This is a genomic window from Micromonospora sp. NPDC047467 (assembly GCF_040643095.1).
GTDB lineage: Bacteria > Actinomycetota > Actinomycetes > Mycobacteriales > Micromonosporaceae > Micromonospora.
Window position 1 is genome coordinate 221,285 of sequence record NZ_JBEYTO010000001.1, and the last position, 17,655, is coordinate 238,939.

The 17,655-nt window shown below is 73.2% G+C and carries 17 protein-coding genes; 3 read left to right on the forward strand and 14 right to left on the reverse strand.

The window, feature by feature from the left end:
* Positions 1 to 61: 61 nt before the first annotated feature.
* Positions 62 to 766, forward strand: coding sequence for a neocarzinostatin apoprotein domain-containing protein (locus ABZ780_RS00930; protein WP_356998783.1), 705 nt, complete (start codon positions 62 to 64; stop codon positions 764 to 766).
* Positions 767 to 789: 23 nt separating this feature from the next.
* On the forward strand, positions 790 to 2,148 hold the full coding sequence (locus ABZ780_RS00935; protein ID WP_357482829.1) for a hypothetical protein: 1,359 nt from the start codon (positions 790 to 792) through the stop codon (positions 2,146 to 2,148).
* A 71-nt stretch (positions 2,149 to 2,219) separates the two neighbouring features.
* Here ABZ780_RS00935 and ABZ780_RS00940 read toward each other — a convergent pair whose 3' ends face one another.
* The 9 genes from ABZ780_RS00940 to ABZ780_RS00980 are packed head-to-tail and all read right to left on the reverse strand — an operon-like array spanning position 2,220 to position 10,911.
* Complete coding sequence (locus ABZ780_RS00940) at positions 2,220 to 2,963, reverse strand: arylmalonate decarboxylase (RefSeq protein WP_356998789.1); 744 nt, start codon at positions 2,961 to 2,963, stop codon at positions 2,220 to 2,222.
* Complete coding sequence (locus ABZ780_RS00945) at positions 2,960 to 3,643, reverse strand: hypothetical protein (protein ID WP_357482832.1); 684 nt, start codon at positions 3,641 to 3,643, stop codon at positions 2,960 to 2,962. Before ABZ780_RS00945 ends, ABZ780_RS00940 begins: the two co-directional genes overlap by 4 nt.
* Before the next feature lie 19 nt (positions 3,644 to 3,662).
* Positions 3,663 to 4,487: an SDR family oxidoreductase gene (locus ABZ780_RS00950; RefSeq protein ID WP_356998794.1), complete on the reverse strand. Its 825-nt coding sequence runs from the start codon at positions 4,485 to 4,487 to the stop codon at positions 3,663 to 3,665.
* Positions 4,484 to 5,485, reverse strand: coding sequence for a hypothetical protein (locus ABZ780_RS00955; RefSeq protein WP_357482834.1), 1,002 nt, complete (start codon positions 5,483 to 5,485; stop codon positions 4,484 to 4,486). Before ABZ780_RS00955 ends, ABZ780_RS00950 begins: the two co-directional genes overlap by 4 nt.
* Positions 5,478 to 6,200 (reverse strand): hypothetical protein, encoded by a 723-nt coding sequence (locus ABZ780_RS00960; RefSeq protein ID WP_357482837.1) that lies wholly within the window; start codon positions 6,198 to 6,200, stop codon positions 5,478 to 5,480. The genes ABZ780_RS00955 and ABZ780_RS00960 overlap by 8 nt, the downstream gene beginning before the upstream one ends.
* A complete protein-coding gene (locus tag ABZ780_RS00965; RefSeq protein ID WP_357482839.1) occupies positions 6,197 to 7,468 on the reverse strand; it encodes an aromatic ring-hydroxylating dioxygenase subunit alpha in 1,272 nt (423 codons plus the stop codon). The genes ABZ780_RS00960 and ABZ780_RS00965 overlap by 4 nt, the downstream gene beginning before the upstream one ends.
* Positions 7,469 to 7,474: 6 nt before the next feature.
* A complete protein-coding gene (locus ABZ780_RS00970) occupies positions 7,475 to 8,464 on the reverse strand; it encodes an alpha/beta hydrolase (protein ID WP_357482842.1) in 990 nt (329 codons plus the stop codon).
* Complete coding sequence (locus ABZ780_RS00975) at positions 8,461 to 9,267, reverse strand: oxidoreductase (protein WP_357482845.1); 807 nt, start codon at positions 9,265 to 9,267, stop codon at positions 8,461 to 8,463. The genes ABZ780_RS00970 and ABZ780_RS00975 overlap by 4 nt, the downstream gene beginning before the upstream one ends.
* Before the next feature lie 3 nt (positions 9,268 to 9,270).
* Positions 9,271 to 10,911, reverse strand: coding sequence for a nitrilase-related carbon-nitrogen hydrolase (locus ABZ780_RS00980; RefSeq protein ID WP_357482848.1), 1,641 nt, complete (start codon positions 10,909 to 10,911; stop codon positions 9,271 to 9,273).
* Between the two features lie 79 nt (positions 10,912 to 10,990).
* Between ABZ780_RS00980 and ABZ780_RS00985 the strand changes: the two genes are divergently transcribed.
* The gene (locus tag ABZ780_RS00985) at positions 10,991 to 11,266 is read left to right on the forward strand and encodes a Dabb family protein (RefSeq protein WP_357482851.1); all 276 of its coding nucleotides are present in this window, start codon (positions 10,991 to 10,993) and stop codon (positions 11,264 to 11,266) included.
* Between the two features lie 28 nt (positions 11,267 to 11,294).
* Here the strand turns inward: ABZ780_RS00985 and ABZ780_RS00990 are convergent, their stop codons facing one another.
* From ABZ780_RS00990 to ABZ780_RS01010, 5 genes are read right to left on the reverse strand one after another with little or no spacing between them, the layout of a single operon-like run.
* On the reverse strand, positions 11,295 to 12,755 hold the full coding sequence (locus ABZ780_RS00990) for an aldehyde dehydrogenase family protein (protein ID WP_356998812.1): 1,461 nt from the start codon (positions 12,753 to 12,755) through the stop codon (positions 11,295 to 11,297).
* Positions 12,752 to 13,957, reverse strand: a complete 1,206-nt coding sequence (locus tag ABZ780_RS00995) for an NAD(P)/FAD-dependent oxidoreductase (protein WP_357482853.1) — start codon at positions 13,955 to 13,957, stop codon at positions 12,752 to 12,754. Before ABZ780_RS00995 ends, ABZ780_RS00990 begins: the two co-directional genes overlap by 4 nt.
* A complete protein-coding gene (locus ABZ780_RS01000; protein WP_357482856.1) occupies positions 13,957 to 14,880 on the reverse strand; it encodes an isocitrate lyase/PEP mutase family protein in 924 nt (307 codons plus the stop codon). The genes ABZ780_RS00995 and ABZ780_RS01000 overlap by 1 nt, the downstream gene beginning before the upstream one ends.
* Complete coding sequence (locus tag ABZ780_RS01005) at positions 14,877 to 16,379, reverse strand: aldehyde dehydrogenase family protein (protein ID WP_357482859.1); 1,503 nt, start codon at positions 16,377 to 16,379, stop codon at positions 14,877 to 14,879. The genes ABZ780_RS01000 and ABZ780_RS01005 overlap by 4 nt, the downstream gene beginning before the upstream one ends.
* Positions 16,376 to 17,653: an acyl-CoA dehydrogenase family protein gene (locus tag ABZ780_RS01010; protein ID WP_356998821.1), complete on the reverse strand. Its 1,278-nt coding sequence runs from the start codon at positions 17,651 to 17,653 to the stop codon at positions 16,376 to 16,378. The genes ABZ780_RS01005 and ABZ780_RS01010 overlap by 4 nt, the downstream gene beginning before the upstream one ends.
* Positions 17,654 to 17,655: the final 2 nt, after the last annotated feature.

The window sequence follows — 17,655 nt, forward strand, 5'->3', positions numbered from 1 at the left end:
CGTCCGCGTCGCCCCGCCCCTTGCCCGTGCCGGCCCGCGCCGAACCTGTCAGGAGATCGCCGTGCGAACCTTCCGCCGCCGGGCGCTCACGCTCGCCGCCCTGCTCGCCACCAGCAGCGCCCTCGCCGTCGTGGGGGCACCCCCGGCCGCGTTCGCCGCGCCGACCCTTACCGTCAGCGTGACCACCGGGCTGTCGGACAAGCAGCAGGTCGTCGTCAACGGTTCGGGCTTCACCCCGGACCTGAAGCAGATCGCCGTCGGTCAGTGCGTCGCCGGATTCAAGGGCCCGACCGACTGCAACCTCGCCGGCGGTGCCGCGTTCGTCAACGCCGACGGCAGCGGGAAGCTGCCCACGGTCACCCTGAAGCTGGCCCAGAAGTTCGGCGCGTTCGACTGCACCAAACACGAGTGCGTGGTCGCGGCGCAGATCCTGCCCGCGAGCGGCAACGCCGACCAGGTCGAGGCCAACAAGGTCTCGGTGCCGTTGACGTTCGGCAAGAAGCCGGCACAGAAGCCCTCACCGGCAACCCCATCCGCGACCCCCGCCGCGCCCTCGGCACCGGCGGCCACGCCGGAAGCCACCACGGCACCCTCGACCGGGCCGGCGGGCGCAGCCGGCACGTCGACCCCAACGCTGGTCAACGCCAACCCGGTGAGCGCCGGCCCGGACCGCTACGCGGTCACCGTGCTGGTCGGCTCCGGCCTGCTGTTGCTCTGCATCGGCCTGCTCGTGCTGATGCCCTACCGGAACCGGAGGACCCAATGACCCGACGTCGTCATACCGTCCGGGTGGCAGCGCTCGCGCTCGTCCTGGCGCCGCTGCTGCTGCTACTCGCGATCCCGGCGGCGGCCCCCGCCCGGGCGACGCTGCCGGCCGCGGCGGTCGGCCCCACGGCCGGGACGCTGGGCTGCCGGCTCTACTTCAACGACGCTGGCACCGGCAGCTCGCCGACGGTCTGGCAGGACACCTTCACCCTGACCCAGTCACCGGCCGAGCCGAAGGTCGGCGACACCGTGACCGTCACGCTCACGGCGAAGACCGGCCCCGACAACGGGCCGGTGGGGCTGAACGCCGGTGACGTGCCGGTTAACGTCACGCTGGCCCTGGAGGGCTCCCTCTCCGGCAGCGCGACGCTGCGGATGTCCTCGTACCCGGCGCGGGCCGTCGCCCCGGAAGCGCCGCTCGGCCCGATCACCGCGACCGGCACCTACTTCGCCGCCGCCGCCGGAGCGGCGACGCTCACCGTCGGGCGGGTCACGTTCACCAACGCCTCGGCGACGACGCACTGCTCGGCGGCCGGCGACCGTGACCACAAGGCGGCACCGGCGCCGACCTCCATCGTGGAGAGCTTCACCGTCGGCGGTACCGGGACCGCGACCCCACCGCCGAGCCCGTCCGCCTCCGCCTCCGCGTCGCCGTCGCCGTCGCTGCCGCCGCCCACGACGAACGCCCCGCCGCCCACGACGAACGCCCCGGCGCCGACCGCAACCGACGAGGTCGACACGCCCGCCCAGCCGTTCGGCCCGAAGAGCGTGAAGCTGAACTGCAAGACGCTGAGCAGCCTCTCGTCGTGGACCGCCACGCACACGCTGAGCATGTCGCCCAGCAACCCTGGGCGGGGCGCCAAGGTGACGGTGAGCCTGAAGTTCTCGGCCGGCCCGAAGAGCGGACCGGTGCCGGTCGGTGCCGGCGATCTGGTGCCCAAGGCGACCGTCAAGGTCGGCGGGGTGGGCAGCGGTACGGTCAACCTGCAAGGCCCGGCGTACGGCGCGATCGACGCCAACGCCATCCTGCCCGGCGCGACGCTGACCGGGACCTACACCACCTCGCAGGCAGGGCTGGTGTCGCTGACGGTCACCAACATCGTCTTCGACCACCCGCAGGTCGACACCGAGTGCAACGCGGGCGCGGACCCGGTGACCGGCCCGGCGGCGACGTCGATCGTCGCCAAGTTCACGGTGAAGTCGCGGGCCGCGACCGGCGACGAGGGCGATGGCGGCGGCGGTGGCAATGGCGATGGGTCGCTGCCGACCACGGGCGAGGGGGGCGTGACGGCGCTGCTGCTGCTCTGGTCCAGCGCCGTGCTCCTGCTCGGTGTCGGCCTGGTCGTGGTGCTGCCGAGGCGTCGCGGAATCCCGCGGAGCTGAGCCGGCGAACGGCGCGGGCCGGGAAACATCCCCGGCCCGCGCCGTTGTCTATATCGCCGACCGCGCCGGTGTCAGTACTCGCGCAGCAGGGAACCGGCGCCATACACCTTGTCGGCGATCCCGTTATCGCGCAGCGCCATCCACCAGGTTGCCGCGTTGATGGCGATCACCGGCTTGCCGAGCCAGCGTTCGGCCTCGTCGGCCAGCCCGACCATCGACAGGTTGGTGCCGCACTGGACCAGGGCGTCCACGTCCGGGCCGTCCACCGCCAGCAGCGCCCGGCGCAACTCGTCCTCGGTGACGTGGGCGATGGAGACCGCAGTCGGGCACTTGAGCCCCTCGATCGCGGCCACCTCGAAACCGATCTCGGAGAAGAACTGCACCACGTTCGTGTCGCCGATCGGCTGGTACGGCGTCACCACGCCGATCCGGCGCGCGCCGTAGAGGCGCAGTGCCCGCTCGCACGCCTCCGCCCCGGTTGCCACCTCCAGCCCGGTGGCTGCCTCGATCTGGGCGACGAATTGCCGGTTGCCCTCGACACCGCCCCAGAACGTCTCGGCGGACATGCCCATCACCATGTAGTCGGGCTCGCAGGTCAGCACCCGCTCGCAGGCCGCGCCGATCTCGTCGCGGATCTGCGTCAGGAGGTTCTCGAAGTTGCTGTCGCTGGACAGGTCCTGGTTGCGGATGTGGATCCGGGAGAAGTGCGCGGTCACACCCGGCACCGTCATTCGGTAGAAGTCCGGCTCCACGATGGTGTTGGTGGACGGGGCGATGACGCCAAACTTGCGGCGCCAGCCGAGCGCGTCGGTCATGACCTGACAGCTCCTTCCTGGGTGGGGTTCGGGTGAGGGCTGGCCGTGGCCAGGGTGTGGGCGCGCGCGGTCAGCCACGCCGCGACCAGCAACGCCGCCTGGCCGAGGGTGTTCGTGCCCTGCTCCACCCACTGCATGGCCAGGGTCTCGTGATCGGGGTGGTTGCGCAGCGGCACCAGCAGCAGCACGCAGGCCAGCCCGACGGCGTAGAGCGCCACCGCGCCCCAGGCGCGCCGCCGGGCGGCGATGATCGCGGCCAGGACGCTGATGGTGGTCACGCCCGTGGTGGCGAGGGCGAAGATGGGGGCGAAGATGGCGTACGCGGTCGCCACGCTGGCGGTAACGATCAGCACGGCGGCGAACGGCCACCACGGCACGCTGCGCCCGCGCAGCGCACCGGCCAGGCCCCAGATCAGCCCGACCGCGCCGACCGCCATCAGCGGGAACAGCCCCGCCTCCAGCCAGGGCAGGTCGATCGAGAACCCGGCCAGCAGCAGCTTCCAGGTCGACTTGGCCAGGCCGCCGAGGCCGATCAGGACGGCGCCGATGCGGGCGACCGGGCCTACCCGGGGCACGATCCGACCGGACAGCCCGGCCAGGATCCAGAACCCGACCAGCGCCAGACCGGTCGGCACGAAGTCCTCCAGCGCGAGAACGACGGTGTAGTCGTTGCTGTTCACGATGTGTGCTCGCGTCGGGTCACCCAGGGCCTCCGACAGAGTCGCCGAAGAGGTCGCGCTTGCGGAAGCTGGCGACGGCGAACCGCGCGGCGGCCTTGCGGCTGGTCAGCCAGGCTGCCCGGCTGCCGTTGCGGCCCCCGGCGAGGATCTGGTCGGCCAGCCACGGGGTGACCGTCTCCACCCGGTCGCCGAGGATGTTGAAGATCTTCTTGGCCTTCGCCAGCTCGTCCGGCGGGTAGTCGTGGGTGAGCAGGTCGGTCACGACGATGCCGGGCGAGAGGTGGTGCACGGTGACCTTGTCGGCGACCCCGGCTGCGGCGAGCTCCTTGGCCAGCCCGTCGGTCAGGTAGGTGACCGCACGCTTCGACGCCCCGTACCCGGTCAGCCCCGGCCGGGCCTGGCCGTTGGAGCCGAAGCCCTCCATGTTCCACAGCGCGCCGTGGCCCTGCTCGACCATCGCGGCGAGCACCACCGCGCTGGCCCGGGCCACCCCACCGAGGTTCGCCGCGAGCACCCCGTCCAGCTCCGCCGGTGCCAGCTCCCACAGCGGGCGGCGGGCATGGTTCGTGCCCGCGTTGTTGATCCAGATGTCGACGCCGCCGAACGCCTCGGCGGCAGCCGACCACAGCGCGGCCACGTCGGCGCGGTCGGTGACGTCCGCACGCACCCCGAGCGCCTCGGCGCCGGCCGGCGCCGAGGCGTCGGAGGGCAGCGCGGCGAGCGCCGTGGACACCGACTCCGCGCTACGTCCGCAGAACGCGACCCGGGCGCCGCGGGCCAGCAGCGCGCGTACCAGGCCGGCACCGATCCCACGAGTGCCGCCGGTCACCACCACCGCGGTCATCTGGCCGGCTCCCAGGTGAGCAGGCCGTGCAGGACGCTGTCCAGCACGTTGCCCCGGAACAGCTCGTACACCACGGCGAGGCGCCCGCCGGCGGACATGCCCGGCTCGGCGTCGATGGCGAACTCGCGGCCCTTGACCTTCCACACGTCGCCGCCGTCGGCGTGGAAGTGCCAGGACGGGTAGCTGGCCCGGCCGAAGCCCTGGGCGTTGCCCCAGGCGTCGGGGCCCTCGAAGAAGAGCCGGTCGCCGTCTCGGCGCTGCTCGACCGTGTACCGCCGGTCCAGCCCGGCACCGGCCCAGCTCACCACCCGGCGGGTGCGGAGCAGGCCGATCGGCTCCAGGCCGAGGCGCACCGCCACCTTGCCGCGCAGCTGCTGGTCGGCGCCCCACAGCTCGCAGCTGCCGGTGAACGCGCCGGCCTGCTTGGTCGGCAGGATGTACGGCACCGGACCGCGCCGCTCCTCGGCGGACAGGAACCGCGCCACCCGCTCCCGGGTGTCCGGGTTGGTGTCGTGGTCGAAGCTGCGGGTGTAGACGCCGTTGAAGCAGCCCACGACCGCCCAGCCCTGGTAGAGCATGGACGAGTAGACCTGGGTCTCGCCGTCGGGCAGCACCTGGTTCCAGGTGTTCAGGTCGACCTGCCAGCCGGGGCCGTAGTAGTGCGAGTCCACAAAGGAGCCGTACGGCTGGCCGGTGCCGAAGAAGTCGGGGCCGGTGTAGACCCGGTCCGCGTCGGAGTCGAGCACGCCGAAGGCGAAAGGCGCGCCCAGCCGGTAGCGCCCGGCCAACTCGCCCCCGCCGACCAGCCCGCCGTCCATGTAGTACGTGGTGACGCCGTCGGCGAAGACCGACGAGCGTCGGATGTCCTCGAAGCCCTTCCAGACGCCGGTGGCGGTGAACAGCGACGGCCGGCCGTGCCAGTCGCCGGCGATCCGCTGCTGCCACTCGCTCGGTTCGGCCTCCGTCGGTTCGGTCGTCGGTGCCGTTGGTTCACTCATCGCTGATCAGCTCCGCCCGGATCCGGTCGGTCGCCGGCTCGCCGATCAGCCGGGTGACCCGGGCCCAGACCGGGTCGACGTCGGGGCTGAACAGGTTGACCCGCACGGCGGTGTCCCGGGCGGCCAGGTCGGTGTCGGCCAGGCCGGCCACGGCATCGGCCGGCAGGCCGTCGGTCACCAGCGTCGACCAGTGCTCGACGTACGCGGAGACGGCGGCTCCGATCTTCCGGAACGCCTCCTCGGTGGCCCGGCCGACCAGCATCCACGGCGACATCAGCGCGTACTGGCGCGGCCCGATGTCGGCCCGGCTCAGCCCGTCCATCGCGCTGGCCTCGGTGAAGACCTCGGTGAGTGGCTGGTACGCCGCGTCCATGTAGGGCAGGTGGCTGCTCAGCTCGGCCCGGGGAATCAGGTCGAGGTGGTAGGCGTAGTAGTCGCCGCCGTACACCGAGTCCAGGGTGAAGTGCGGGACCGCGCTGTCGGCGGCGGTGAAGGCGAAGACCATGTGGCTGTCGAGGCGGATCATCGGGACGACCAGCCCGACGTAGACCACCTTGGCCACCGGCTGGCCCGGTGCGCCCTGCCAGACCCGCAGCGAACCCACCGGGTCGGGCGACATCGGGCTGCTCAGCGGCTCGTCGATGACCGTGGTGAGCGGGTGCCGGGCGGTCAGATGGGCCACCGCGTTCTCGCAGAGTTCCAGCGGGAGGCTCATGCCTGCTCCTTCGTCGTCGCGCCGTTGGTCGGTTCGGGGCTCGCCTGCGCCTGCGCTCCCGCGGCGGCGTCGGCGCCCTCTTCCTCGGTGATGCGCTTGAGCCCGATCCGCTGCGCCTCCGCCACGGTCGGGTGGTCGCCCTTGGCCTTGTGCACCCAGGCACGGGCCAGCTCCGGGTTCTCCCGGCGGGCCGGCGAGGGGATGACGGTCGCCTCCCGGCGCGGCACGTCGCCCGTGATCCGGTCGGCGTCGGAGAGCATCCAGCCTCGTTCGGCCAGCTCCTGGCGGCGTCGCCGGTAGTGCACCGCGATGAGGTCGCTCTTGACGTGCAGTTCCGCACCCAGGTCGAACGGGAGCAGCTCGGGGCGGACGTTGTTCACCACCTCGGCGTCCTGGTAGAAGATCTTGAGGACGCGCTGTACGGCGTTGCGGTTGGCCCACGCCCCGGTGAAGAAGGTGCGCAGCGCGACCCACTTGACCAGCGTGGTCGTCTCGTCCACCGGGATGTTGGTGTCGTAGATGATCAGCTCACCGATCGGCAGCCGGACATGCAGCTTGATCATGTTGGGCAGCATCCAACCGGCCGAGGTGACCACCGGCGGGCGGTTGGCCAGGTCCGCGTTGTTGCGGTTGATCAGCGACCAGAGGCCCTTGGAGCGCGGCGGGTGCAGGCTGACCGTGGCGTACGCCGACCACTCGTCGGGCATTTCGAGCTCGTACTCGGGAACCTCGGGCTTCTGCGGGTTGCCGAATGCGCCGCCGTGCACGAAGGGCGCGTGCGCGATGTCGCAGCCGTTCTCCAGGATCCGCTCGTAGTTGGCCTTCCACAGGAACTCGCCGGTCACCGCGCGGAACTTGCCGCCGTTCTCCACCAGGTTGTCGAACTCCGGCCAGACCGGGATCGGCGGTCGCTCGGCCTCGGGCAGGTCGCCCATGAAGACCCAGACGAAGCCATAGCGCTCCTGCACGGGGTACGAGTCGACCCGGGCCTTGTTCGGGATGCCCCGGCCGGGCTGGTTCGCCGGGATCTTCGTGCACGCCCCACCCGGCTCGAACTCCCAGCCGTGATACGGGCAGACGATGTTCTCGCCGGCCGTCGAGCCGCCGGAGAGCGCCGCGCCCCGGTGCACGCACAGGTCGGACAGGGCCACCACGCGCCCGCGCGGGGTGCGGTAGAGGGCCAGGTACTGGCCGAGCACGGTGATCCGGGCCGGCTTGGTGGTGACCCGGTCGGAGAACTCGACCGCGTACCAGAAGTTCTTGAGCATGGTGGCTTACCTCCGACGGAACGAGGCGATCGAAGAGGTGGTGTCGAGCTGTGCCAGCAATCGGTCGAAGCCGTCGGCCGGTTCGCCGCGAAGGTGGACGGCGAGGAACCCGGACAGCAGGTCGACCAGGAGCGCGCGGGTGGCTTCTGGCTCGGCGGTCGCCTCCTCGTCGAGGAAGGCGCGCGCCGAGGTGGGATCGAGCGGGTGCACGATGCCGAAGTGGTTGGCGCCGGCCAGCCGCACCAGCAGGTTGGTGCCGCCCGCGTCGGGCAGCGCCTCGTCGAAGGTTCGGGTGATCGGGTCGGCGCGGGTGGCCGCGTCCTCGCCGTACCGGTCGGCGGAGCCGTTGATCACGCCGTCGTGGGTGCCGGCGAGCAGCATGACCGGGCAGTCCACCTGGGCCGGCAGCACGGTGCCGGCCGGCCAACCGAGCATGGTCGCCACCATGGTGTGCGCCCCGTAGGTGGCCACCGCACGGACCTCGGGCAGGAACCGCGCCGACTGCAGCGCGACCGTACCGCCGGCCGAGTGGCCCACCAGCGCCACCCGGTCGAGGTCGAGCAACCCGTCGAGCGGTCCGGTGAGCTGCGCCAGCGCGTCGAGCACCGGGCGCAGCGACGGGCTCGTCGGCCGGCTGCCGTAGCCGTCCGGCCGGGCCGCGTCCAGGTCGACGCCCGGCGTGATCCCGTGCAGGCCGGCGAAGAGCACCCCGACCCAGTCGTAGGTCACCGCGACGACGCCGCGGGCGGCCAGCTCCACCGCCAGCCAGCGGTAGGTGTCCTGCCCGACGTTGACCCCGGAGACCAGCAGGACCACCGGGTACGGCGCCCCGGCCGGATCGGCTGCCAGCACCCCGCTGAGCCGCTCGGCGTCCGAGCCGGTGGGCCGCGCCGGGTAGTAGACCCGCAGGTGTGCGGTGTCGAACGGGGCTGGTGCACCGGGGACGCGTGCGGCCCACCAGAGCGACCGGACACCACTTCGCCGCGGATCGCTCATGCCGACGGCCGGGGGAGTTCGCGGTCGCCGCCCCAGAGCGCACGGACGAGACGGTTGGTGGTCTCCTCGCCGAAGTAGCGCACGCCCATCACGTTCGCCGGGTCGCGGTCGGTGATGTTGCGGCGGATCCGCAGGTCGGTCTCGGCGAGCGCGGCCCGCTCCTCGGCCGGCACGGGCTCGGCCTCGTCGACCCAGCGCAGCCAGCGGTCGACGTGGGCGTGGGTCAGCTGGCTGACCTTCTCGATGTTCTCCGGGCTGCGGTCGAAGGAGTAGCAGTGCGCCGTCGGCGACAGGCTGGCCCGGATGAACCCGGCCCGACTGACGAAGTAGTTGAACGCCGGGTCGTCGCGCAGCTGTAGCCACTCCTCGTTGACCGGCTCGTAGTACCGGTCGTAGTAGTCGCCGTGCTCGACCATGTTGACCCGGGGTACCGAGTCGACGTAGAACCAGCCACCGGGCCAGACCAGCAGGGCCAACCCCAGGTGCGGCACCCTGACCTGCGGGCCCAGCCAGCACGTGAGGTGCAGGTTGGCGAAGCTGGCCGCCGGGTTGCCCAGCCAGGAGTGCACGAGCCAGTCGACCTCGGGCCCGGTGTACGCGGCGAGCGAGCCGCCCGGCCCGTTCGGGTAGTCCCCGTAGTGCTCCAGCGGCTCGGTGGACGGGTCGCGGGTCAGCTCGAACCGTGCGTCGATTTTGGCCTTCAGCTCATCCAGGAGCACCTGGTAGCGGTGGAACGTCTCGTGGACGTCGACCGTGGGGGAGTCGTCGAGCATGTCCTCGACATGTTTCAAGGTGTCGGCCACGGGTCAGCGCCTTTCGGTGAGGTCCTGGACGAGCCGCCACGGGCGGCCGTCGACGAGGTCGGTGCGGCGGGAGACGAGCCGGTTCGCCGCCTGCGCCGGGGCCACCACGGCATGCGTGACGGGCCGGTCGGCGGCGATGTCGGTGCGCAGCGGGCTGCTGATCCGGCCGGTGAACGGTCCGGCCCAGGTGGTCCAGAGGGTGAAGTCGGCGCTGAGCGCGAAGACCGCGGCGCCGGTTCCGAGGGGCCCGGCGGCGATCACGTTGAGCCGGTTCTCGGCGGCCCGCTCCGGCAGGCCCAGCGCCAGCTCCCAGGGCTCGCGCGGAGTGAACGGCACGGCGACCACATCGGCGTCGGCGAGCGCGGCGAGCCGGAACGTCTCCGGGAAGATCGCGTCGTCGCCCACCACGATCGCCAGCCGCCCCCAGGGCAGGTCGAAGGTGCGCAGCGCGTCGCCGGGCCGTGCGGCGTCACGGGCCGCGCCGGCCCGATGCAGTTGTGGCTGCTCGCCGATCACGCCGGACGGGCCGATGAGCAGCCCGACCGGGCCGTCGGCGCCGTGGGCGGTGGCGACGGCGTACGCGTCGGTGCCGCGCAGTGCCGGTGCCAGCGCCGCGGCCACGTCGGCCGGCCCGGCGTGCGCGCCGAGGGCGTTCTCGGCGAGCACGCCGAGCAGCGCGCCCTCGGCGACCGCCTTGCCGAGCAGGTCGGCCGCCTGGCCGGGGTCCCGCGGCCGGACCACGGCGACCGGCAGGCTCGACGCGCCGGGCGGCCGGCGGCGACCGGTCGGTGCGTCCCCGAGTGGGCCGTAGAGCTCCGGTCGGCGGGCCGTGCGGATGTCGGTGCCGTCCGGGCGGTGCTTGTCGTCGGCGCGTTCCGGAGCGATGTCGGCGATGACGACGGCCTCACCGGTGCGCGGGCCCCTGGCCACCACCGTGCCGTCCGGTGCGACGATCTGCGACTCGCCGGCCCCGTGCAGCCACTGCTCCGGCACGCCGAGGCCGCGGCTCATGGCCGGCAGGTGCTCGGCGGGCAGCAGCGGGCCGACCTTGTTGGCGGCGATCACCCAGGCCCGGTTCTCCGCGGCCCGCACCGGGATGTGCAGCGCGGCCTCGTCGGTGGCGAACGAGTTCAGGCTGTTCAGCAGCACCTGCGCGCCGCGCAGCACGAGCCCGCGGGTGACCTCGGGAATGACGCCCTCCATGCAGGCGTACATGCCGATCCGGCCGATCGGGGTGTCGAGCACCGGTCCGACCTCGGTCGCCGGGTCGAGGTGGTCGTTCTCGGCACCCATCAGGACCTGCTTGTCGCAGCTGCCGAGCACCGCCCCGTCCGGTCCGAAGAGGAAGTTGGTGCCGCCGGTGCGCCCGTCGGGGTAGGCGTGCGTGACGTTGATTTTGATGTACATCCGGTGCTCGGCGGCGCTCGCCGAGATCGCGGTGAGGAACGTGTCGCCCGGCCGGGTGGCCAGGGCGTGTGCCTGGGCGCGGTCGGTGTACCAGGCCAGGTGGTTGCAGAACTCGGGCAGCACCACGAGCTGCGCGCCCTGTCCGGCGGCATCGGCGACCAGGCGCAGGCAGGTGGCCAGGTTGGCATCGATGTCCTGGCCGGCCTCGAACTGTACGGCGGCAACCCTGATGGTCATGCCCGCTCCGGTTCCCCTAGCGAAACGCTGTTTCCAGAACATACACTCGGGCGACGCTGGGGAACAGGGGGACGAACAGGTGTTTACGCACGTGGTACTGATGAAGTTCGCCGATTCGGCCGATGCTGCCAAGGCGAAGTCGTTGCTGGAAGGTCTGGCCAACACAATTGATGAGATCGCGACGCTGACGGTCGCCCTGGACACGCTGCGGACCGCGGTCTCCTACGACCTGTGCATGATCAGCACACACACCAACGCGGACGCGTTGCGCGCCTACCAGGCCCACCCCGCCCACCTGGAGGTGGCGGGCTGGCTCAAGCCGCGCCTCGCGGCCCGCGTCGTCGTCGACTACTGAAACAGGGCCCGCCCGACGCGGCCCGGCCTCAGCCCGGGTACGCGTTGGCGGCCAGCCCGGCACCACCGGGCCGGAACGGGCCGGGGGCGTGCACGACGCAGGTCTGCGCGTACTCGGCCAGCCCTTCCTCGGCGTACTCACGGCCGTAGCCGGAGCGCTTCACCCCACCGAACGGCGCCCGCAGCGACAGCCCGGTGCGGTTGTGCGTGTTGACGAAGACGAAGCCCGCCTCGACCCGGCGGGCCAGCGCGAACGCCCGCTCCTCGTCGGCCGACCAGACGGAGCCGCCCAGGCCCAGTTCGTCGGCGTTGACCCGGGCCAGCAGTTCCTCCTCGTCGTCGTAGAGCAACAGCGGTACCGTCGGCCCGAACTGCTCCCCGGCGACCACCTCGGCGTCGTCCGGTGCGTCCAGCACGAGTGTCGGGGTCACGAAGTACCCGCCGGCCAGGTCGGTGCCGCCGTCGACGGTGCCCAGCGGCAGCGCGGTGGCTCCCCGGTCAACGGCCGCGGCCACGATCCGCTCGATCCGGGCGGCGGCGCCCGCCGAGACGACCGGGCCCATGCTCACCCCGGGCGTGAGCGCGTCACCGACGCGCAGCACCTCCGCTGCGGCGGACCGGTACGCCGCCACGAAATCGTCGCGGCGGCTGCGGTGCACGTACAGCCGCTTCGCCGCCATGCACACCTGGCCGCTGGTGGCGAAGCTCGCCAGGACCAGCCGGCGCATCGGCTCGGCGTCCAGGTCGGCGTCGGGCAGGAAGATCGCCGCGTCGTTGCCGCCCAGCTCCAGCACGACCGGCGTGGTCTGGGTGGCCGCCGTCGCTGCCACCTGCCGGGCCGCCGCGCTGCCGCCGGTGAACGCCACCTTGCGCACCAGCGGGTGCCCGACCAGCGCCGCTCCGGCTGCGGCGTCGCCGTGGACGACAGCCAGCGTCCCGTCCGGCAACGCCCCGGCGAGCAGGCGCAGCGCCTCCGAGACCGCCAGCGGGGCCAGCGGCGAGGGCTTGACCACCACCGCGTTGCCGGCGGCGAGGGCCGGGGCCACCTTGAGCACGGTGAGGATGATCGGCGCGTTCCACGGCGTGATCGCGGCGACGACCCCGTAGGGCCGGGGCAGCCGCAGGAGCCGGCCGGCCGCGTCGTCGATCTCCCGCTCCGCGTATGCCGCCGGGGCGTGCTCGACGACCCAGCGCAGGTACGTGGCGGCGAACCCGACCTCGCCGCGGCAGTCGGCGAGCACCTTGCCCGACTCCCGGGCCAGCAACTCGGCCAGCGCCTCGCACCGTCCGGCGATCGCGTCGGCGCCGGCGGCCAGCGCGGTGAGCCGCCGCGCGATGCCGGTGACCGCCCAGCCCCGCTGCGCGGCGTCGGCCCGGCGGACCAGGGCGTCCACCCGCTCGGGCCCGCTCACACCGACCGTGCCGACCAGCTCGGTGACCCTGGACGGGTTCTCCCGCTCGATCACCGGGCCGTCGTCTGGCGCCGTCATGCCCGCGCCACCGGCTGCCCGGCGTCGGGGCGCAGCGAGGCGATCATGGAGCTGCGCAGCAGATACGCCCGGGCGGCCGCCGGATCCTCGGCCAGCGCGCGCAGGCCGGCCAGATGCGCGGAGCGCAGCTGCGGATCGGTGACCCGCATCCGGCGGTAGTTCTGGTCGGAGACCTCCTGCACGTACGTCAGGGCGATCCGGCGCCGCTCGTCGGCCACCGTCGTCACCGCCCGGTCCAGCTCCCCGTCGTCCGGTGCCGTGCGGCTTGAGGCCAGCACCTGCGCGTAGGCGACCGCGTCGTGGATGCCCGAGTTCATGCCCAGCCCGCCGAGCGGGTTGTTGACGTGCGCGGCGTCGCCGGCCAGCAGCACCCGCCCCTGCCGGAACGCCGTGGCGACCCGCTGGTGCACCCGGTACAGGCTGGCGTGCGCCACCCGCCACGGCCGGCCCGGGTCGGCGATCGCCCGCAGCCGCTCGTCGAGCCGGCCCAGCTCGTGGGCGTCGGGGGTGTCCTCGGGGGTGGGCAGCAGCACCCGCCAGTGCTCCGGCGTGCGCAGCAGCACCGACCACTCGACCGGGTCGAAGACGTAGTTGACGTACGCCAGCGGGCCGAGCAGCGCCGGCAGGTCCTCGTCGGTGGAGGCCACCAGGAACCGTTCGGGATAGGTGATCCCGTCGAACGGCAGCTCCAGCGCCCGCCGTACCGCGGAACTGGCGCCGTCGGCCGCGATCAGCCAGTCGCCGGCCACTTCCCGGCCGTCCTCGGCGACCGCGACCACGCCGCCTTCGGCCGGATCCGCGGCCTGCCGCACCGAGTCGACCGGCCAGCCGAAGTGGACCCGGGCCGCTGGATGCCGGGCCAGGTGGGTCAGCAGGATCTGGGTCAGCTTGGACTGCTCGCACTGCACCCGGTACGGGTACGGAGTGTCGGCGGCGAGCACCGAGAGGTCCAGCTCCGCGATCAGCCCGTCCCGACGGTCCCGGTAGGCGAACGTCGGCGCCACCAGCCCGCGCGCCAACAGGTCTGCGCCGACCCCCAACGCGTCGAGCATCTCCAGCGTCGGCGGGTGGAACGTGGAGGCACGGGACTCGGCGGCGAGGTCGTCACCGGCCTCCAGCACGGTCACCTCGCAGCCCTGGCGGGCCAGCGCGAGCGCCGCGGTCAGCCCGACCGGCCCCGCTCCGGCGATCAGCACGTGCATCAGGCGTACCTCCGATCGAGAGTCAGCGCGTCGTCCTGGCCGACCAGCGCGGTGAACGACGACCAGGCGAGCCGGGGCACCGCGTCGGCGTGACCGTCCCGGCCGATCGCGGCGTAGGCGGCGGCAGCCGCGCGCAGCGCGGCCAGCATCGGCGCGACCGGGTGCAGCACGACCCGGACCCCGAGCGCGCAAAGCGCGTCGTCGGGCGGGAAGGCGCGCACACCAGCCGCCTCCGAGCGGTTCACCACCAGGGGTACGCCGGGCAGCGCGGTACGCACCGCCGCCAACTCCTCGGCCGTGTCCACACCCTCCAGGAAGACCGCGTCGGCGCCTGCCTCGGCGAACCGGCCGGCCCGCTCGATCGCCTCGTCGAGGCCGGCCACCGAGTAGGCGTCGGTGCGGGCGATCAGCACCAGGCCGGTGCCCGCCTCGGCGATCGCCCGGATCTTCGCCGTCGCACCCGCGATGTCCAACAGCTCCTTGCCGGCCAGGTGGCCGCAGCGCTTCGGGCTGACCTGGTCCTCCAGGTGCAGCCCGGCGACGCCGGCCGCCGCGTACCGCTGGGCGGTCCAGACCGCGTGCAGCGGATTGCCGTAGCCGGTGTCCGCGTCGGCGATCAGCGGCACGCCGGCCAGCGCCGGGACCAGCCGCGCGGCCCGCTCCGCGACGTGTGTGCCGTGCAGGTATCCCAGGTCGGGAAGGCCCAGCTCGACCGCGGCGCAGACCGCACCGGACAGGTGCACGACGCGGTGCCCGGCCTCGGCGGCCAGCGCGGCGGTGAGCGGGTCGTGTACGCCGGGGGCGTGCACCGGCGAGGCGCCGCCCAGCAGCGCCTGCAGCACGTCGGCCGGGCGTGCGGTCACCGCGCCGCCGGCCGCGACCGGGGGCGCATCACTCGACGGGACCGTGTCGCCCGGGGTCATGACCGGCCGTGCAGCGCGAAGCCGCCCTCGACGCCGACGACCCGCGGGTTGGTGAAGAACCGCAGGGTCTCGGCGGTGCCCTCCTCGCCGTACCCGGACAGCCCGAACGCCGGGCGCGGGCTGAACAGGTGCAGGCTGAGCACCGAGGAGCCGTTGACCTTGACCTCACCGGCCCGGATCCGGCGGGCCACGGCCAGCGCGGCCTCCTCGTCCGCGCCGAACACGTACGCCTCCAGCCCGTACGGCGTGCCGTTGGCCAGCGCCACCGCCTCGTCCACCGTGGCGTACCGGTGCACCGCCGCCACCGGTCCGAAGATCTCGTCGCCGGTGTGCGCCGTGGCGACGCCGGTGACCAGCGTCGGGGCGAGGAAGTTCCCGCCGGCCAGCGGCCCGGCGGCCGGCAGCGTGGTGCCGGTGACCGCGGTCCCGCCGTGGGCCAGCAGGGCGTCGCGGGCGGCCAACACCCGGGCCAGGTGCCGGGAGTGCACCAGCGGACCGAGGTCGGTCGCGGGGTCCAACGGCGCGCCGGCGACCAGGCCGGCGAGCCGGTCGGCGATCGCGGCGACGATCTCGTCGTGCCGGTCGGCGGGCACGATCAGCCGACCCAGGGCCCGGCACCACTGCCCGTTGAGGGTGCTGAGCAGGTCGACCGCGGCCCGGGCGACATCGGCGACGTCGGCGTCGGGGAGCACGAGAAGCGGGTTGTTTCCGCCGAGCTCAAGCTGCACCGGCTTGATGTCGTAGGCGCAGGCCGCCGCGACCGCCCGTCCGGCGGCGAGCCCGCCGGTGAAGGAGACCGCCCGGATCCGGGGATCGCTGACCAGGGCGGCGCCGGCCTCGGCCCCGCCGTGCACGAGCTGGAACACCCCGGCCGGTACGCCGGAGGCGCCGAGCGCGGCCCCGATGACGGCGGCGAGCCGTTGGCTGCCGTATGGGGCGTACTCGCTGGGCTTGAGGATCGTGGGGCAGCCGGCGGCGAGCGCGTTCGCGACCTTGTGCGCGGCCATCGGCGCGGGCGCGTTCCACGGCACCACGCAGACGGCCGGACCCCAGGGCAGCCGTTCGGCGTGCACGATCCGACCGTCCTCGCGGTGGAACTCCTGGCTCTGCGGGCCCTGCCGTAGCTGGGCGGCGGCGAGCCGGAACGCGCCGCCGAGGATCACGCCCAGCGGTGTGGTCTGCCGGATCGGCACGCCGGTGGTCGCCGACTCCAGCGCGCAGATCTCGGCCGCGATGCCCTCGACCGCCTCGGCGACGCTGTCCAGCACGTCGGCGCGAGCGGGGGCCGGCAGTGCGGCCCAGATCCCGGCCTCGTACGCCGCCGAGGCGGCGGCGACGGCGGCCTCGATCCGGTCCGGCGGCGTGCCGGCGGCGGGCCGCCGCGCCGCCCCGGTCGCCGGATCCTCCAGGTCGAACCCGAGCGGCGCGTCGCTGGGTGTCCAGACCCCGTCGACCAGGTCGGCGAGGTCGGGCAGGTCCGGTTGGTGGGGCCCGGTCACCCGGCCACCGCCGCGAACAGGTTGTTGGACCGGTCGCTGGTGACCATGCCGGCCGCCTCCAACCGGCCGCGCTCCGGCGGGAACGTCATCACCAGCCCCATCGCCAGGTCGCGAAGTGCCCGGCCGACGGGCCCGTTCATGGTGGCACTCGACGTGCCGGACGCCTTGAGCGCGCCGACCGCCACGTCGAAGCACGCCTCGCAGATCGAGCCCTTCGCCAACCGCCACTGCTGGTAGACCTCGGCGTGCGAGCGTAGCGGCGGCTCGCTGGTCTCCAGCAGCAACTGGCGGCGCAGCCAGAGGTACGCCGTCTCCAACCGTTCCGTCATATTGCCGATGATCACTTGGTGCATGGGGCTCTCCGCGATCGGCCGGCCGGTGTCGGCGAAGGTCTTCTCGGTGAGCCTGGTCAGCGTGTCGTCGTAGACACTCTGCGCCGCGCCGACGTAGACCGCCGTGATGGCCAGCTGGTTGCCGACGAAGCTGCCCCGGCTGCACTGCAACATCTTCACGAACGCGCCGGGCACGGTGAGCGCCTCGTCGGCCGGGATGAAGACGTCGTCGAGCCGGATGCCGTGGTTGGCCGAGCCGCGCATGCCGATGCCGTCCCAGCTCGGCCGTGAGGCGACCCCTGCGGCATCTCGGGGCACGAGGAACAGTGCCAGCCCGTCCGCTGTCTCGTGCCCGGCGAGCCGGGCGGTGACCAGGTAGGTGTCGGCGACGCCGGTGGCGCAGCCGAACGACTTCTCGCCGCTGAGTGACCAGCCGTCGACGCCGTCGCGACTGACCGGGGTGGCGGTGGTGGAGATGGCGATGTTGGCCGACGAGCTCTTCACCGCCTCGCTGGCGAAGTTGGCCAGCCACACCCCACCGGCCATCCGGGTCAGCACCTTCTCGGCGAAGGCCCGCACGGCGGGGACGTCGTCGTCGTCGAAGAGGCCGCGTTCGATCGCCTCCAGCGGCAGCAGGCCCCGGGAGGCGCTGGTGTTGTGGAAGAAGAAGGCCAACGCCGTCGACGGGCAGGCGCTGCCCATCGCGAAGGTGGCGGCGGCGAGGTCGCGCAGGCCGCCGCCGAGGCCGCCGTACTCCTGCGGAACCACCAGGCCGAGCAGCCCGGCATCGCGCAGCAGCGCGACGTGCGCGGCGGGGAACACCCCGTCGGCGTCGGCCTGCGCGGCGGCGGCCCGCAGCGCGGGCAGCACCTTCTCCACCCGGGCCGCTCGATCCTGCTCGGCCGGGGTGAGGTCGTCGATGAGCCGTCCGCCGGTGGACATGT

Coding starts and splice junctions, on each gene's coding strand:
- ABZ780_RS00980 (WP_357482848.1), bottom strand. CDS start 10,911: ATGACCATCAGGGTTGCCGCCGTACAGTTCGAGGCCGGCCAGGACATC.
- ABZ780_RS00965 (WP_357482839.1), bottom strand. CDS start 7,468: ATGCTCAAGAACTTCTGGTACGCGGTCGAGTTCTCCGACCGGGTCACC.
- ABZ780_RS00950 (WP_356998794.1), bottom strand. CDS start 4,487: ATGACCGCGGTGGTGGTGACCGGCGGCACTCGTGGGATCGGTGCCGGC.
- ABZ780_RS01000 (WP_357482856.1), bottom strand. CDS start 14,880: ATGACCCCGGGCGACACGGTCCCGTCGAGTGATGCGCCCCCGGTCGCG.
- ABZ780_RS01010 (WP_356998821.1), bottom strand. CDS start 17,653: ATGTCCACCGGCGGACGGCTCATCGACGACCTCACCCCGGCCGAGCAG.
- ABZ780_RS00970 (WP_357482842.1), bottom strand. CDS start 8,464: ATGAGCGATCCGCGGCGAAGTGGTGTCCGGTCGCTCTGGTGGGCCGCA.
- ABZ780_RS00940 (WP_356998789.1), bottom strand. CDS start 2,963: ATGACCGACGCGCTCGGCTGGCGCCGCAAGTTTGGCGTCATCGCCCCG.
- ABZ780_RS00995 (WP_357482853.1), bottom strand. CDS start 13,957: ATGCACGTGCTGATCGCCGGAGCGGGGCCGGTCGGGCTGACCGCGGCG.
- ABZ780_RS00990 (WP_356998812.1), bottom strand. CDS start 12,755: ATGACGGCGCCAGACGACGGCCCGGTGATCGAGCGGGAGAACCCGTCC.
- ABZ780_RS00960 (WP_357482837.1), bottom strand. CDS start 6,200: ATGAGCCTCCCGCTGGAACTCTGCGAGAACGCGGTGGCCCATCTGACC.
- ABZ780_RS00955 (WP_357482834.1), bottom strand. CDS start 5,485: ATGAGTGAACCAACGGCACCGACGACCGAACCGACGGAGGCCGAACCG.